At 66.4% G+C, this 16,738-nt stretch carries 7 protein-coding genes; 4 read left to right on the top strand and 3 right to left on the bottom strand.

Features of this window, described 5'->3' with window-relative positions; translation table 11 throughout:
- Positions 1-391: 391 nt before the first annotated feature.
- Genes AYL44_RS01905 through AYL44_RS01895 form a run of 3 tightly spaced genes read right to left on the bottom strand, consistent with a single transcriptional unit; the run spans position 392 to position 10,102 of the window.
- Positions 392-5,050: a DEAD/DEAH box helicase gene (locus tag AYL44_RS01905; RefSeq protein ID WP_064001572.1), complete on the bottom strand. Its 4,659-nt coding sequence runs from the start codon at positions 5,048-5,050 to the stop codon at positions 392-394.
- Entirely contained in the window at positions 5,034-8,342 is a 3,309-nt protein-coding gene (locus tag AYL44_RS01900) for a hypothetical protein (protein WP_064001571.1), read from the bottom strand. Before AYL44_RS01900 ends, AYL44_RS01905 begins: the two co-directional genes overlap by 17 nt.
- A gap of 23 nt (positions 8,343-8,365) precedes the next feature.
- The gene (locus AYL44_RS01895; RefSeq protein WP_157532561.1) at positions 8,366-10,102 is read right to left on the bottom strand and encodes a hypothetical protein; all 1,737 of its coding nucleotides are present in this window, start codon (positions 10,100-10,102) and stop codon (positions 8,366-8,368) included.
- On the opposite strand from AYL44_RS01895, the gene AYL44_RS01890 reads away from it, so the two are divergent.
- The 4 genes from AYL44_RS01890 to AYL44_RS01875 are packed head-to-tail and all read left to right on the top strand — an operon-like array spanning position 10,086 to position 16,711.
- Positions 10,086-10,607, top strand: a complete 522-nt coding sequence (locus AYL44_RS01890) for a hypothetical protein (RefSeq protein WP_157532560.1) — start codon at positions 10,086-10,088, stop codon at positions 10,605-10,607. The genes AYL44_RS01895 and AYL44_RS01890 overlap by 17 nt on opposite strands.
- Positions 10,607-11,824, top strand: coding sequence for a DUF6361 family protein (locus AYL44_RS01885; protein WP_064001568.1), 1,218 nt, complete (start codon positions 10,607-10,609; stop codon positions 11,822-11,824). The genes AYL44_RS01890 and AYL44_RS01885 overlap by 1 nt, the downstream gene beginning before the upstream one ends.
- On the top strand, positions 11,817-13,619 hold the full coding sequence (locus tag AYL44_RS01880; protein ID WP_064001567.1) for a phospholipase D family protein: 1,803 nt from the start codon (positions 11,817-11,819) through the stop codon (positions 13,617-13,619). Before AYL44_RS01885 ends, AYL44_RS01880 begins: the two co-directional genes overlap by 8 nt.
- On the top strand, positions 13,616-16,711 hold the full coding sequence (locus AYL44_RS01875; RefSeq protein ID WP_064001566.1) for a helicase-related protein: 3,096 nt from the start codon (positions 13,616-13,618) through the stop codon (positions 16,709-16,711). Before AYL44_RS01880 ends, AYL44_RS01875 begins: the two co-directional genes overlap by 4 nt.
- Positions 16,712-16,738 lie beyond the last annotated feature (27 nt).

Genomic DNA, 16,738 nt, shown 5'->3' with positions numbered 1-16,738 from the left:
AGGTGGGCATCGCAGGTGCCCTTGAGCGCGTAACCGATCGCCTGTCGAACCCCTCTGGACTCGACACCTCGCTTCCATCGCTCGAGGCCTCCTCGCATGCCGACAGAATAGGACGCGTTTTTGTATTTGTCCAGGGATTTTTCTGATGTGCAAGTACGTGTAGCGGAGTGCTTCTAAAGAGCGTCCTGCACCCTGGGTGCCTGCGTGCATCGCTCTTGTCAACGGAGCGTCTCGACCGTCGTGCCCGATGAAGAGGGCGGTGCGTTCCCCGCTGAAGCAGTGCTGGCGAACCAGCCTTCGATCATGCGTGCCTCCGATTCGAGGCTAGCGCCGGTCACGGCCCGCTGATGCCAGCCGCGTGCGACGCAGGTCTTCAGGAGTGCGCACAGCCTCACGCCATAAGCCGCTCCAGGTACACCTCGGCGGCGCCGCGTGAGAGTTGGTTGTGCCACTTCTGGTTCGAGTAGGTCCGAAGACAGGAGCTGCAGCTCGTCTCCGGTCCGCATTCGCAGGTTGCGGCGATCTCGAGCGAGCGCCGCAGAACCGACTCCATGTTCTCGGCGATCAGGATCGCGTAGCCCGCGCCGCCGGGCACTGTGTCTATGAGCACGAGTTCGGGCATCCCGTGGGCGAGGCCTCCCACGACCGAGCCGTCGACGTTGTCCTGCGCGATTTGGAGAGACTCGCTCACGGCCTGAAGCACTGCATAGAGCACGGAGTACGCCATGGCTCGACGCTCACCGACCGTGGATCCAGCCCACGGGACGCCGAGGGCGATCCGCACAACGTCAGTCTCGTACCGATGGCCGAGTGTCCATGGGTGGAAGTGACCGCCGCACGGCTTCTGGGTGCGCACGTTGACGTGCGACTTCGGCGCCTCGCCGAGCGCCGTGACACCCGCGCCACACCACTCGCACAGACGGTATCCAAGCTCGCCCGGGCCGAGATTCAGTCGCACCAGCCGCGCACGCTCCTGCACCTCGCACTCGACAGGGACGCCACCGAGCGTGAGAGTCCGCTTGGAGGTGCTCCTGCCAGGCTCGGCCACATGGGTCTCGCCCCGCCAGCTCGTGCGCGGCGGCGCGTCACCGGGCTTCCCGGGTGAGGGCGAGGTGACGAATCCGAAACGCGGCTCCATGTATTTCCGCCGCGCGCCGTCGGGAACCGTGCCGCAATCCGGACATCCGCCCAGATCCTCGCCGAGCTTCTCCCAGTACCGACCGCAGTTTTCGCACGTCGCGAAGAAGAACGGCTGCCACTCTCGGTTGTGACGCGTCGCGACTCCCGCTGACGTCCACAGTTGTCCGCCCGCGATGATGGCTGCGCCCGGGGCGTACTCGAAGATGGCCTGAGACAGATCTCGGGTGAGATCGAGATCGGATGCCGAACCGGGCGCACCCAGCGGTGGCTTCATCTCGACTGTGTCGACGGGGAATCCGTACTTCGGGATGAGGTTGTGGTTCGCAAGGTAACCAAGAAGAGGTGCGCTTCGGATCGTGTCGAGAATGCGACCGTAGCGGTCTCCGAGGAAACCCTTGCGCGACTGGTAGGCAGCAAGGGACTCCTCCTCGTAGAACTTGGTTTCCTCTCGGTGCTCCTGTTGAACGGCGATGAGCAGCTCGCGCAGATCGCGTGACCACCCATCCCATTTCGTCAGGTCGGTGCCCCGGATGGACGCCGGAAGCACATCGTCGATCGCAGCCTGAAGCTGGGTGTCGGGAAACTCGACGAAGTCCGCGAATAGGTCAGCGCCCGTCGGCTGACCGGCTGGGCTGTCGAAGAAGTCGCCCACCGTTCGATATATGGCCCCGGCACTTGCCAGCTGCTCCCGGAAGAACCGCGCGAGGGCGATTGAGTAGATGTGCCGCTCGGCGATTCGGTCATTGTCGATGGGCACCACCGGCGGCCGCACTGCGCCGCTGATCATCTGCTCGGGGCGCGCGAACGCGGCGAGATCGTGCGGCCGCCGTTGCGCGTAGGTCAGCGCGAGGGCGGCGTTGTCTGACCGCCGGCCGGCGCGACCGGCCCGCTGGACATAGTTCGACACGGTGGGAGGTACGTTGCGCAGGACGACGGACTGCAGTTCTCCGACATCGACACCGAGCTCGAACGTGGTCGAACATGAAAGCACATTGACCCGACCGTCGATGAAGTCCTGCTGGATCTCTGCGGCCCGCTCGGTACTCCACTGCGCGGTGTGTTCCATCGCCGACAGGGGTATCGGGACGAGCCGTCGGTAGATGGTGCGGTAGTGATCGTCGTCGTGCTCCTCCCTGGGCGCCCACGGCTCAAGCGAACCCGTGCACCGATAGGTCGGGCAAACTCCGCGGACGTCCTCGGCGGTCACTGCACGGCATACCGCACAGCGCCACACGGCGTCTGCCCCGGTGACGAGTCGCGCCTCGAACATGCGTGGGTTCAGCCGCACCAGCTCACCCAGCACCGGGTCGATCGTCCTCTCGAACCAGGCTGCGGTCGCAGCTGCGGGGTGCGTGAGAGCGTCGAAGACGCCGCCGAGGAAGTCGTCGGCCTTCGAGGGGTCCGCCCCGAGCGCTGCGAGCACCCGCCCGAAGTAGTCGGACCGAGCATTCCGCCCGCGCGTGGGCACCCAGCTGAGGATCTTCTTCTTTGCGTCGGCGCCGTGCTTTCGGGCATAGATCGGGCCGAGGCGCGGTTCGAAGATCTCGTCTTGCAAGTTGACGAACTCGAGTCCGGCGACGGCGCCCTGATGCCGCAAGGAGTCCAGGAGCGTCTGGCACAGCGCGCGAATCTCGTCGCGGCTGAGCCCCAGAGCCGTCAGCGGCGGCATCAGCGGTAACTCACCGAGATCGCGCAGTCTCCAAGCGACCAAACCGACTCCCTCAAGGGAGATTCGCCGATCGAGACCCATGAGCTCCGCCTGCAGCCAGGTCTCTGCCGTGCGCTGTCGAGTGAGCTCCGTCTCCGAGGCATCGAACACGCCCGCCTGCGATGCGAGATTGCTCGTGAGCGCGGCGATGTCGGTGCAGGCCGCCGCATTGCCGCCGAACTGACCCTTCTGCATCGCTGTGTAGAGAATCCTGCGCTGCAGCAGCCTTCCGTAGGTGTCTTTGAGATACGGGGCGAAGAAGGCTGCCTGCTGGCGGCTGTCACTGAAGGCGAGCAGCTTGCGGCCGCCACCCGGCAGGTTCACCTGGTCCGCAGATGCCGCCGGAAGCTCGGGATAGAGCGCAGTCACGAGCACCGACACCGAGGCGTCATTGCCGCTCTCGAATCGACGGATCAACCGCGGCCGGTTTCCGCCGCAGTGCACGCACTTGCGTGGACTCTCCACCGAACGGCCGACCTGCACGATCGTGCGTGTGGCTGTTCCCCCGCAGTCTGCGTTCGTGCAGGGACTGCCGACGTTCTGGCTCAGGCCACCACACCGCGGGCAGAGCGCCACCACCGTTCCCGTGCCTACTCCTGCGCGCCCGGACTGCTCGTCGAGCAGCACGACGTCTTCGTCGAATTCGGCTTCGTCACCGGCCCCGAGAGAGAACCACGCGATTCGCTGATCATCGCCGCTCTTGGGCGAGATCCGCCGCGTCCTGCCGGTGATCTCCACCGAGCCCACGAGGTGGACGGCGCCGCACATCTGGCACGCGGCCATCTCGAACGCCTGCCAGCCACAGGTCGCGCAGCGTTCGTGGCGGCTGAGTGTCACGTGCGGCCCATCGGGTGACAGGCAGAGAAAGGCACCCTCGGTCGCGCGGGCGAACAAGTGGTACTTCGCCGACAGCACGGGCTCTCCGTCGGTGGTGCGCTGACTCGCCCCCCAGGTGACCAACCGCGTGATCTCGTCCACCGACGGCGGCGCGGCCGGGTCGAGTCGGTGAGCGATGTCGCCGACGGTGCGGGCTCGGTCGCCCGCAAGGGAGCGAATCCCCGCAAGCCGTTCCTCGCCGATCAGTGCACCGGCGATATCGGTCGCGGAGCTTCCGCGCGTCCGAGCAGCGGCCAGCAGCATGTCAGCGGAGTCCGTCGCCAGCTCCTCCGAGCTGAACCGACCCCACGTCGGCGTCCCCCCGAATTCCACACGACGCGCGGTGATCACATCGGCGGGCCCGTTCTCGCCCGTGGCGAAGGGTAGCCCGAACAGGTCCTCGGCGAACTTCGCGGCTCGTGCGACGTCGTTGCCGACGGTCGCGCTCGTGGCGATCGCCTGGATGCCCGCGCTTCCGCCAACGCGTTCGCGAAGTCGGCGAAGAAGGAACCCCACTTCCGCGCCGGAGGCCCCGTCGTACACGTGCGCCTCATCCACGACGATGAACTGCCACGTGCTCTTGCCGCCGGGTGACGCGAACAGCTCCATGTCTTGAGGGCGGAGCAGGAGATACTCAAGCATCGCGTAGTTCGTGAGGAGGAGGTGCGGCGGCGTCTCACGCATCTGCTCTCGGCTGAGCAGTTCGTTCGGCAGCATGGACTGCCCCGGGAACTGCTTGCTGAAACGCTTCCGCGCGTACTCGGTGGTCTGCTCGGTGTCGCCGGTATAGCGACCGAAGGTGATCTGCGGGGTGTTCGCGAGCAGTGAGCGCAGCCGCTTCAGCTGGTCGTTGGCGAGTGCGTTCATCGGGTAGAGCAGGATCGCTCTCACCCCGGCGCCGAGCGTGCCCGCCTCGTGTTCACGCAAGAGGCGGTCGACGATCGGGAGGAGGAAGCTCTCCGTTTTGCCCGATCCTGTTCCCGTCGCGACGACGACATTCCGCCCGCTGTGAATCGCCCGGATCGATGACTCCTGGTGCGAATAGAGCGGCCGATCGAGGGGAAACGACGACGACGCGACTGAGGCGAAGCTCTTGCACAGGATGCCCTCGGCGATGAGGTCGGCGGGGGCGGCGCCCTTGACGAACGGCGGTGTCGCCTCGAGATAGGGGCCCTTCACGAGCTGTTGCGTCGCCTCAGCTTCGATGGCACGGTTCAGTGCGATCGCGATCTCGGCGTCGCTCGGCGTCACCAGCGAACGCAGATAGCGGCGGTACGCGCTCGAGACGGTCGCCGATACTGCTACCGGGTCAATTGCTGCGGTCATTCTCGTTCCACCTCGTGATCCAAAGCTCGGCGAGGCCGAGGTCTTGCTGGACGATGCCGGGGGCAGCCTCTGCGAGTCGCATGTAGGCCTTCCGTAGCTTGATGAATGTGCGGCCGGATGCGGAGCCGCCTCGCGCAGCGCTCCTGGCCACGAAGGCGCATGCCAGCGACAGCACAGGCAGACTCATCCACCCCTCGTCGCTGGCCCGCACGTCGATGGGAGTGGTCGCGTAGTCGCCGATGTCGGACGTGACGGCCGCGCGCGCTTCAGCGATGAGCCCTCGCGACACCGCGATCACCGCCTCCATTGCACGATCTCGCCTCGCGTCGAACAGCTGCTTGCTCGCCTGCGCGCGCGAGTCCCTATCCAGAAGACCCTGCGGGAGGAGGTTGGCGACCGCCATGATCGCATCGATGCGGTCTTGGGGCATCCGATCGAGCGCTCGCTCATTGGGCCCGAACCTGCCTACCGCCGCGAACGAGTCGACTCCATCGTCGAGGATCGTCAGGGCCGGGTCCCCGGCGTAGGTGGTCAGGTTCGCGCGGAACTGCTCTCGACCTTCGCCGATGTGTTCGTCGCTGTCGGCGACGATCCCGAGGGCGGGACTGAAAGACCACAGCAGGTCTGAGGACTCCCAATCCTCGCGGGGAACCTTCACGACGTCTGCTTCGACGAAAAGCCGGAAGAGGTCGTGCGCGTCAGCCTGCGAACGCAGCACCGCATCCACGACATGAACGCGGCTCGATCGGACCGACTCTGCGAGTTCGCTGCGGAGCCGGTCGACATCTCGTCGCATCGCGAATCTCGGCACCAGCGTGTATATGTTCAGCGCGATGTACAAGCTCGTGTCCGAGGCGGGGCACGGCCCACGGCCCGCGAGCCAGCTTCTGAAACCGGACTCGGGCTCGTCAATGGGCTCGACCGCGTCGCCCCATTCGGCGATGAACGCATTGCGCGTCGACCAGTCGGGCAGATCCGGCACGTCGAATGGCACCCACGGGTTCGCGACGTAGACCACGAACGTCGCGGCGCCCTCACGGAGCACCTCCTCGGGAACCGTCGCACTGGTCGCACCCGCCGCGAAGTCGATCCGCGTCGGCTTCTGCCACGGGGCGTAGCGCGGGTATGCGAGGGCCATGAGCCCTTCAACGGGTTGCGCCTCCTCGAGCGACAGCACGCCGTCAGTGACCGTCGCGCCCGACGCGAGCAACTGGGGCCTCACATAAGCAACGGGAATCGAGCGATCATCCACAACCAGCCGAAGCTGCGCGAAACGATGGGCCTGGAGCGTGTCGCTCAACTTGCCGAGCGAGAAGACCCGCGACTCACCCGTCTGCTGGCTCGAGTCGATCGCCTGTACCAATCGGTCGGCGGCGACTGCGGCGAGCTGTGTGTGGCGTGTACCGCGAGGCACATCGACGCGCAGCGTGGTATCACGCAGAAGCTCGAGGTCGAGCGGGATCGGGCCGCCGGACTTCCCCCGTGAGATCGCGCCGACGGCACTGACTGCCATCGAGGGGAGCCGGGCCGTGAGCTCGAGCTCGCCCGTCGATGACCGCAATGTGACCGCGCGGCGCCAACGACGAGGTTCGAACGCGAGCCGAGTGCCCGGAGCACCTGTCTCCCCCGCCCGCACAAGCAACTCGGCGTCCTCGAGGCCCTGCCCGTCCGACCGCATCCATCGAAAGGTGGTCGAGGATTCCGTCGATGCGCCCTGCGCGATGGCTGCGCTGAGGAATGCTCCACGACCCCAGGGCCCGCGAACCGTGATGATGAAGTCGCCAAGCATCGGCCCGGCTCCCTCGGGCCACGCATCGACAGTCCGCGACTCGCCTGCGACGGTGAACTCCTGAACGGCCACCACGTCGCCGGCGACGGATGCGATCGAGACGCGCCAGTCGAGGGTCCCTTCGCTTCCCGTTCCGGGCAACTCCACGAGCGGCGGGGCGTCGAGCACGGGGCGCCCGTCGCGCGTCTCGAGATGTGGAATGCGGGCGCCTTCGATGAGCCGCGGGCGCCGAATCGTGGACACGTACCGCGCCCGCGTGGCGTCGGCGAGCGACAGTCTGGCAGCCGCCGAGAGGTCGAGCGCGGCGAAGGTCCACCCGTGCCAGCCGTTCGGCGCCGGAGCCTCTTCGACGACGACCAGCGGCGAGTCAGAACTCAGTCGATCTGCGATGGCGCCATCGCTCTCGTTTGGAAAGGCGACCCACACGCGCCCGCGAGGCAGGGTGTTGCGCGCGGGAATGAGCTGCCGGGAATCGCCGTCGAAGACGAGGAGTGGATCGTCGACGTCGACGACGTCGAGATCCCACGTCTGATCCGACGGGGAGACCTGGACCACAGCACGCTTGACGGGCGCACGGACGCTCACGAACTTGGAGGCGACGGGGTCACCCGGCCAGGGCGCCGGAGATTCGACGCGCGCGCCCATCCCGTCGGCACTCACGACCCACTCCACGTCCGACTCGGTGAATGCTTCGAGCGGCGGCAGCTGCACCTGCACTCCCCGCTGGGGTGAGAACGAGATTGACGGTGCCGAATCGACGGGCCGCCGACTCCTGTCCCGTCGGCGCGCGCCGGGCCTGCTCTCTCCCAGGGCATCGGAGATCTCCCGAAGGATCGCAGGTGGCAGCCCTGTGTCTGCCGCCGTCGGGTGCCCGAGCTCGTCGATTGCGACGAGGCACCGCTCGACGAAGTCCTCCGCGATCTCCCCGGTCTCGGTGAGGAAGAGCCAGGTCGGCACGTCGATGCCACGCGAGATCGCGACGCGTTGGGAAGACGCGGCGATCCAGGACACGAAGCTGCGTGCATCGCCGGAGGGATTCTGCGCATCCCAGCGTGCGAGCACCTTCGCGAACTGCCCGGTGCTCTTGATCGGGATGCCGCCATGGAGCAGGATCTCGCCGACGTGCCGCCGCGTGGGCAGCGTGAACCGCGAGAGCCCCAAGGTCTGCAGTCCGTATCGGAATGACTCCGCAAGCTCCGCCTGCCGGTTCCCATCGCTCGACGCGTCGAAGGTTGCGAAGACGTGGTCCCAGTAGTTGCCCGCGTCGTAGTCGCGCGCGCCGACCGCGCAGAGGCCCGCGAGCAGAACGGCACGGTAGCTACGGGCGAGGCGTGTCCGTTCGCCGGCCGACGGAAGCCGAACCCAGTTGAGCCCATAAATGCGGAATGCTGCGAACGCTTCCTCCGGGTCGACGTTCGCCTCGGCCACGAGCGAGCAGCCGACCATGCGCTTGCGCCAGTCGCGCTCCCACTGATCGAAGATCTCGTTTGTGACGACCACCATGTCGATTCCCGATCCGCAGCTCTCTAGACGTAGGTGCGCGCCGCGGGCTCCGAGTACAGTCCCTCCACGGACCCCTCCCAGGCCCGGATGACCGACCGCGTGTCACGGTCCTTCAAATCGAGCACCTTCATCTTGCCGCCCGCCTTGGCGACAGCCTCGATGCGGTGGAACCGGTCGCCGAACTCGTGGGCGAAGTCGGCGAGCGCGCGCAGTTTCACCACCGAGTCCGCGAGGTGATGACCGTGCGGGTCGACGATCGACGCCTTCACTTCGCCGCCGACCTCGTTGAAGAAGAGGAAGTCCGGATGCATGGAGCGCCAGTTGCCCACGTCGTCGCGGTAGACCACGCCAAGGGAGTCCACGGCCGGGCGTGACGGGTTCCGATACCAGGCGAGGGAATCCACCCGCGCGATCTCAGTGCCGACGACTTCCTGCTCCCACACGTTGAGCGAGCCAATCGGGAAGTCACCGGCGGCATCTGACATCAGGTGCTTCCGCACCACGGGCGCCTCGACCTGTTCGAGCAACCCGTCCGGATCTGCCACAGCGAACCCCTCGACGCGCGTGCGCGGGCGCCGCAGCGCTGTCAGCTGCGGGTCGGCGGCGAGGGCGCGAATGTCCTCATATATCTGCTGCCGCTCGTCGCTCAGCCCACGAATCGCGACGCGGTGATGGTCGAACAGTTGGGCCGCTGCTTGGTTCGCCTCACCGTCGAGCCGCTCGCGAATCTCCTTTACCGTGGCGAGCGTCGCGGTCGTGACGTAGGAGTCGCGAAGGTCGTCGGCGTCTCCAGCGTGGTGTTTGAGGTACGACGTCGCCAGCTCGCCGCCGAACACCTTCTTCGCGAAGTCGAAGGCGACGCCGATCGCGCGGTCGTCCGCTCGTTCCACGAAATCGTCGTAGGTGATCTTCGTCGTTCCGCGGGAGCCGACGAGGCTCTGGCCGTGCACATTCCAGATCTCGGTGACGGCGTCATCGAGCTTGCCCTTGAATCGGACGGCGTACCCGTCGAGCACCGCATGCATCTCCTCAATCCGGGAACGCACCCGCTCGTAGTCCTTCGCGTCACCGGCGACCAGCCAACTGCCTGTGTCGGGCGCGACCTTTGGTGCCACCACGATGAAGTCGGGGAGCACCGCAGTCGCCGCGGCATCCTCGAATCCCGGGAACGGAACCGCAGCACGATGAATCAGCGTTGCGGCGGAATGCTCCACGGCGCGGTCGTGCGCGGCCAGCAACTCTGCTGCCATCGTCGTGACGTCGGTGCGTGCGTCACGGATGACGACCGACTCTGGCCTGTCGAGCCCGAGCTCACCCACGGAGCGAGTGGCGATCTGCGACGCGAATCGCTCGTCCCGGACGAGACGTTCGAACACCATGGCACGCATCCAACGCGCCTCAGGGATGCCCGCCCCCCTGTCGGGCTTGCCGAGGTGCGCCGCCAGCGTGCGGCGTGCCCGGCCCGTGATCATCGGATCGGTGCCACGGAACCGCGCGCACGCAGCATGCGTCGACGCGGCCACAGCGCTGGTGCCGCCTCCCAGTGCAACTGACATAGCTACCTTTCCCCTTTGTAAGGCTAGCGGGTCGTTTGCGGCCGCGAGGAGCGGCGTATCAATAGGCGGCGGGTCGGGTTCGCATGGATCGTCAATGTGTCGTGCCGAGCCGCTATCGTGGCGACGGGGAGCTATGGAAGCATTCGAACAGTTCGTGGCGCTTGCGATGGAGTCGGAGGGCCTCGTTGTGTCGAGCGCACTCAAGTTCAACGTGCGCCGCAGGACCCGCAAGCAGGCGTACGACGAATACCGGACGCACGGATTCGAGGTCGACCTCGTCGGTGCGCGCCGAGACAAGCTAATCCTCGCGACGGTGAAGTCGTTCTTCGGCTCGCAGGGAGTAGCCGCCGACCACGTGTTGGGCAACGACGCAACCTATTCCAAGTGGTACGCCCTGCTGAATCAGGACGACGTTCGCGAGAGCGTGGTCAAGGGAGCCGCAGAGCGGTTCGGCTACGACCTCGACCAGATCGAGCTGCGGCTTTATGCTCGGCGGCTCTCAACCCCTGCCAGCGAATCCACCATCCGTGCGTGGGCGGCGGAACAGCACGTGGGCGGTGGCGTTGTGAAGGTGTATGACGCCCGCAGCGTTCTGCAGGCCGTTCGCCAGGCCGCGAGATCCAAGCAATACCGCGACAGTGCAGTGTTAGCCACGCTCAAAGTCCTCGACGCCACAGATTCACTTCGTCCGCTATCGTCCGAGAACTGATGGCCTCCCTCATCGCGTGGCTCGATGCGTCGAGCGAAGAACAGCGCCGCATGCGCGACATCATCCGTCTCTTTTCGGAGCGCGAGAGTCGCGATGAACTCGGCCTCGGCCAGATACGAGACACGATCGCGGACTCGCTCTTCCCTGGCACGTCAACGCTGCTCACCCGTGCGCGGTATCTGCTATTCGTGCCGTGGGCGTACCAGAAGGCCTCACGGCGCCCGAACCCCGCGGCGGATGCTGACCGGTATGAACGCGACATCATCCACGCGGTGAAGGACTCGGGCGACTACGCGGGACTCCTCGGGATGCAGGCCGGCGAGGCGTTGAAGAACCTCCCCTCAGCGATCTACTGGTCGATGCTGCGCCACTACCGCGTCCTCACCGATGCCTCACTGTCGCGCGACGATGCCCTCCGACTCGACGGAATGAGCACTTCCGGCGACGATTTCGGCGACACGTCTGACAGCCGCTTCCACGCATGGTCGACGACGCTGCCTTCGGCTCCCGAAGGCTTTCCTAAGTCGATCCCCGACGGGTTCGCGCTGCGGCCGGACGAAGCCGCGTGGTTGCGTGACCGGATCCTCGACGAGGCAGCAGGATCGCTGTTCGCTCACCTCGCCGTGGAACGCCCCACCGGCGAGAGCCCGGCGCCGTGGGCAGACGCCGCCGCTCTCGCCGTCGACGGCGAAGCCCACGAGATGCTCGCCGATGCGCGCGCGTTCTCGGCCCTAATGCACGGCGCGCAGCTGCTCTACAACCTGCTGCTCGCCGAGGAGTATCGGGATGCTGGCTACGACAGACTCAGCGATCCGAGCGAGGGGTTCCGCGAACGGCTCACCCAGTGGTCCGACGGACTTCCCTCGATGGTCGACCTCACGACATGGAACCTCGACGCACTGCTCGCCCGAGTCGAGCTGACGCGAGGTTCACCGATCAACCTCAACTCCCGTCGCTTCGTCCGGGGTTGGCGCGATCTCCTCGTCGAGCAGGGAATCGAAGTGCTTGTCGACAGCGCAGCGGCCCGCGCCTTCATGACCCGACGCGAGCGGCAGCATAAGGGCGCCCAGGCACGTCTCGGCAACCGCGCCCGCCTCGCGACCTGGGGCGGCAGCTCCGGCGCGGGCGCGCTGGTGTATCGGTGGCCGCAGGTACGCGGCATCCTTCTCGACATCCATGACGGTCTCGAACGCACATCGGAGATGACGGATGCTTGAGCCACAATCTCGCGCGGCCCTCACCGAGCAGCTCAAGCCGCCTACGGGATTCGAGCTCTCGCATGCTGTCGGCACCACGTTCACGCTCGACCTGGCCACCGCGCTCGCGGTGCCGCTGTCGTTCGCCTCGCATCGACTGTCAGCACAAGACGACACGCTCGGCGTTCTCGACGCGATTCGCCGCGCCGCCGACCGCGTGGACGTATTCGCGCAGGCTGGCGAGATCTCGATGGGCGCCCACTCCGACCTCGTCGCATTCCTCGAGCCGATGGTGCACCCCGTTGCCCTCCGCCGCGGCCTCTTCCATCCCAAGGTGTGGTTCCTGGAGTATCGCGCGGGCGAGCGCACCGCCTACCGATTTCTGTGCGCGAGCCGCAATCTCACGGCCGACCGCAGTTGGGATGTCATCGTGCGCCTCGACGGTGAGCCCGCGGCCGACGGACAGAAGCGCGAAGCCGCCGCGGTGAACCGTCCACTTGTCGAGCTGCTGCGCCGATTGCCGTCTCTCGGTGTGCACGATCTCGATCCCAACCGGTGGGCACGCATCGACGAGCTGGCTGAGCGCTGGCGCAACATCCTCTGGGAGCAGCCCGATCCGATGCGCAGCATCGTGTTCCACGTCTTCGGGGTGCCCAGCGCCACCGCGCCCGACCTGCACGGCAAGCGCGCGCTGATCATGTCACCCTTCCTGTCAGATGACGGACTGCGGACGTTGCGGTCCGGCGTTCGCACGGAGACGCACGTTCTCTCACGCGCCGAGAGCCTCGACCGACTGCTGCCTGGCTCCCTCGATGCCAAGCTCTCGACGTACGTATTGGACGAAGCCGCGACCTACTCCCCGGACGACGCTGACGACCACGGGGGGTTCGTCCCTCCCGGCGACCGACTTGCGGGCCTGCATGCGAAAGCCGTCGTCGTCGATCGTCTGGACGGCGCTCACGTGTTCCTGGGGTCTGCGAACGCAACGGATGCCGGCTGGCAGAGCAATGTCGAGGTGATGGTCGAGTTCGTCGGACCTATCCCGAAGGTCGGGGTGCAGGCAACCCTGGACGCCCTCGGTGAGCTGAAGCAGGAGTACGCCACCACGGGAGGTAGTGAGCCAGACGCCAAAGAGGAGGCGGCGCGCATGCTCGAAGCCCTTGTGCGCGCGCTCGCGGGTGCGCGCTTCTCCGCCCGCGCGCTCCCCGCGGATCCGTACGCGCTGCGGGTATGGGCGGACGATTCCGTCACGTCGGCCTTGACCAGTCGCGCCGGCGACGTCTCGGTGCGGTGGCACCTGCTCACTCGTCCCGACCTGGGAAGCAGCATCATCAGCGCGTCCGAATCAGAGGGCGTCCTGCTTGAGGGGATTCCGCTCGCCGACATCAGCCCATTCGTTGTTCTGGTCGCTCGCGACGTCGCCGGCAACGAGCGTCGCACCATCGTTCTCGCACGGCTGCTCGACGACGTCGAGAGCCGGCACGATGCGATCATCGCGCGCCAGCTCACCGACCGTTCGTCGTTCGTGCGCCTCCTGACGCTGCTCTTGGAGTTGTCCGGTGCGTGGGCGCTGACGGCATCCAACTCCGGCGTGGCCGGCTTCTTCGGAACCGCGCATGCCTCCGGCACCGGCACCGGTCTGTTCGAGGCACTCGTACGCGCCGTCGGCGAGGGCCACCACGGACTCGCCGACGCTCGGCGCATCATCGACTACCTGCGCGAGCACGACCACGACGCCGTACTGCCCGACGGCTTCGATGAGCTGTGGAGTCAGGTCTGGTCAGCGCACCTCGACCTGACCGGAGGTCACGCGTGAGCACTGTCGACGTCGACGCGGTCATCGCGGGGCTGAAGGGCTTTCAGCGAGATGCCGTCGATCACGTCATCGAGCGGTTCTATGGTGTCGCGTCCGGTGATGCATCCGGTCGCTTTCTCGTCGCTGACGAAACAGGACTCGGCAAGAGTATCGTCGCGCGCGGTGTGATCGCGAAGGCGATCGAGCACCTGCAGGATGTTGACCACGTCGACCGCATCGACATCGTCTACGTCTGCAGCAACGTCGATCTAGCGACCCAGAACCTGCGCCGACTGAACGTGACGGGCGATAAGCACATCGGCATGGCCACCCGTCTCACGCTGCTGGCGAAGGAAAGCCGACGCCTGTCGGAGAAGACATCGGATGCCGGGAAGAAGGTCAACCTCGTCTCGTTCACACCGGGTACGTCCTTTAGCGAAGGCGGGTGGCGGCAGGGGTCAGCGCCAGAGCGAGCGATGCTGACCGTGATTCTCGACAGGATCGCGAACCGCACCGACTCGGACCGACGGGTCACGCGTCTGCTGATGCACGGCACCGTGAAGACGGCCAAGCGGTTCGACCAGTGGTATGTCCAGCCGTTGCTGCGCGAACTCGCTGGTGAGCCTGACCCGCGGATCGTGACAGCGTTCACTCGCATGATCGAGGCGGACGGCTCCCTTGCCCGCTTTATCGCGCTCCGCGACGAGGTTCGACGCAAGCAGTCTGTCCCGGGCGAGCTCTGGCATCGGAACCACGACCTCATCGCCGAGTTTCGCCAGTCGCTAGCCAAGGCCGGTGTCGACACTCTGGAGCCGGACCTCATCATCCTCGACGAGTTCCAACGGTTCCGGCACCTGCTCAACCCACAGTCCGGCGACGCCGCCGAACTCGCCCACGCTCTGTTCGAGCATCCCGACGCGAAGGTTCTGCTGCTCTCAGCAACGCCGTACAAGCCGTTCACCAACAGCGACGACGCCGAGGACGACCACTATCAGGACTTCCTCGCGACGGTGCGCTTCCTTGCGGGCGGGGCACCCGGGGCCGAAAGAGAGGTTGCCGCGGCGCTTGCGACGTACCGCCAATCACTCGTGGTCGGGGGTGACGCGGCTGCCTCGGCTCGCCGTGTCAGCGAGGCACTGACACCGCTCATGATCAGGTCAGAGCGACCGCCCATCGGTGAGCGCGAAGATCTCGTCGCCGTGCGGCATTTGGCTACCGGATCCCCAACCGCGGCCGACCTCCGTGAGTGGGCATCTTTGCGTGCCCTTGGGCGCACCGTCGATTCGCCGATCGACCTCGAGTATTGGAAGTCGATTCCCTACTTCGCCAGCTTCATGGATGGCTACAAGGCGGCAGATCGCGTCAAAGCCGCGTTGGATGGACCCGACGCGGAGAACGTCGGCTCCCTTCTCGCGACGACTCGGTCGCTCGAGGCGGGCGCGGTCGCCTCGTTCGATCCGGTCGACCTCGGCAACGGACATCTGCGTGCACTCGCGGACGAGACGCTGGAGCGCGGGTGGTGGCGGCTGCTCTGGGTCCCACCGACGATGCCGTATCTCCAACCCGGGCCGATCTATGCGCCAATGTCGGACGGATCCGTGACAAAGCACGTGGTGTTCTCGGCCTGGACCGGAGTACCCACCGCGATCGCATCATTGCTCAGCTACGAGGCAGACCGCCTCGCGGCGGGTGATCGAGCGCTCCTCCGCGAGAACACACCCGATGCCCGAAAGGCGGTCGGCGCACGCCTGCAGTACCGGCTGGCGGAAGGCCGGCCGGCCGCAATGTCGACACTCGCGCTTTTCTGGCCCCACCCGGCCTTGGCCGAGCTCGGTGATCCCTTGCAAGCCGCACGAACCGCCGGCGCGACCGTGGCGGCAGATACTTTGCTCGCTACCGTCGACGCGAAGCTCACCACAGGTTCGGAGACGGACCAGGTTGCAGAGGCCGTGTTCGCATATCCCGGGATGCTGCCGGCAGAACTCGAATCGGCGACAGCAGAGCGGCTCGTCGAGTCTCGCGCCGAGGAGGGCCGCATCGGCGGCCTCCTGGAGCACGTGCGGCTGGCGCTGGAACCGTCGTCGAACGGTGTCCTCTCACACCCCGACCTCGCACGCATGGCCGTCCACTCGCCCGGCAACATTGCGTGGCGCGCACTGCGCACCGTTGCCGGGCTCAGCGTCACCCCCGACGGACTCTGGGCTGCCGCTTTCGAACTCGTGCGAGGCATCCGTACGCTCTTCAACCGCACCGAATCGATCGCGCTGCTTGTCACGCTGTACGGCGATGAGCAACCGTTTTGGCGAAGCGTGCTCGACTACTGCGCCGACGGCAACCTGCAGGCCGTCATGGACGAGTACATGTACCAGTTACTCAGCGAGACAGGCGGCGGCGACCTCGACGATGCCGGGCTCGCGGCTCTCTCTCGCCGCACGGTCGAGTCGATGGAGCTTCGCCCCGCCCGGTACGTTGCTCGCGACAACACGACGGCACGTGACGAGATTCCCATGATGGCGCGCTTCGCACTGCGGTACGGCGGCAAGTACGCCACCGAGTCGGATGACACGTCGGGGGTGCGCCAGGCCGAGGTGCGGGCCGCGTTCAACAGCCCGTTCGCACCCTTCGTGCTTGCGTCGACCAGCGTTGGTCAGGAAGGGATCGACTTTCACTGGTGGAGCCATTCCGTTGTGCACTGGAACCTCCCCTCGAATCCGGTGGACTTCGAGCAGCGCGAAGGCCGCGTCAACCGCTTCGCGGGTCACGCCGTCCGCAAGAATGTCGCTGAGTCGCACTGGCCCGATGTGCTGGCCTCCGACGACGTGCGCGCGTGGCAGGTCGCCTTCGATGCGGCAGCGGACGTCGAGAATGAGCTCGGCGAGTTTTCCCCTTGGTGGCTCTACCCGGGTTCTGCACGCATTCACCGCGTGATCGCGCAGTATCCACTCAGTCGCGACATCGCCAAGTACGAGCGACTGCGCAGCGCCTTGACGCTCTACCGGTTGACGCTGGGCCAGCCTCGCCAGGAGGACATGGTCGACATGCTCGCAAAGCGCGGCGTAGACGGTGAGTCGGTGCCGACGATCGACCTCAGACCGCCTCGCCGGCAGTCGTAAATCGGTATCTGGCTTCGGCGCACGCCG

Origin of the sequence: Microbacterium oleivorans (assembly GCF_001644225.1) — a bacterium.
Classification (GTDB): domain Bacteria; phylum Actinomycetota; class Actinomycetes; order Actinomycetales; family Microbacteriaceae; genus Microbacterium; species Microbacterium gawkjiense.
Note: the sequence above shows the minus strand (reverse complement) of the source record. Positions and strands in the feature narration are given on the sequence as shown.

What these genes read in the sequence shown, in the direction of transcription:
- AYL44_RS01905 (WP_064001572.1), bottom strand. Translation starts at nt 5,050, where the DNA reads ATGACCGCAGCAATTGACCCGGTAGCAGTATCGGCGACCGTCTCGAGC.
- AYL44_RS01900 (WP_064001571.1), bottom strand. Translation starts at nt 8,342, where the DNA reads ATGGTGGTCGTCACAAACGAGATCTTCGATCAGTGGGAGCGCGACTGG.
- AYL44_RS01885 (WP_064001568.1), top strand. Translation starts at nt 10,607, where the DNA reads ATGGCCTCCCTCATCGCGTGGCTCGATGCGTCGAGCGAAGAACAGCGC.
- AYL44_RS01880 (WP_064001567.1), top strand. Translation starts at nt 11,817, where the DNA reads ATGCTTGAGCCACAATCTCGCGCGGCCCTCACCGAGCAGCTCAAGCCG.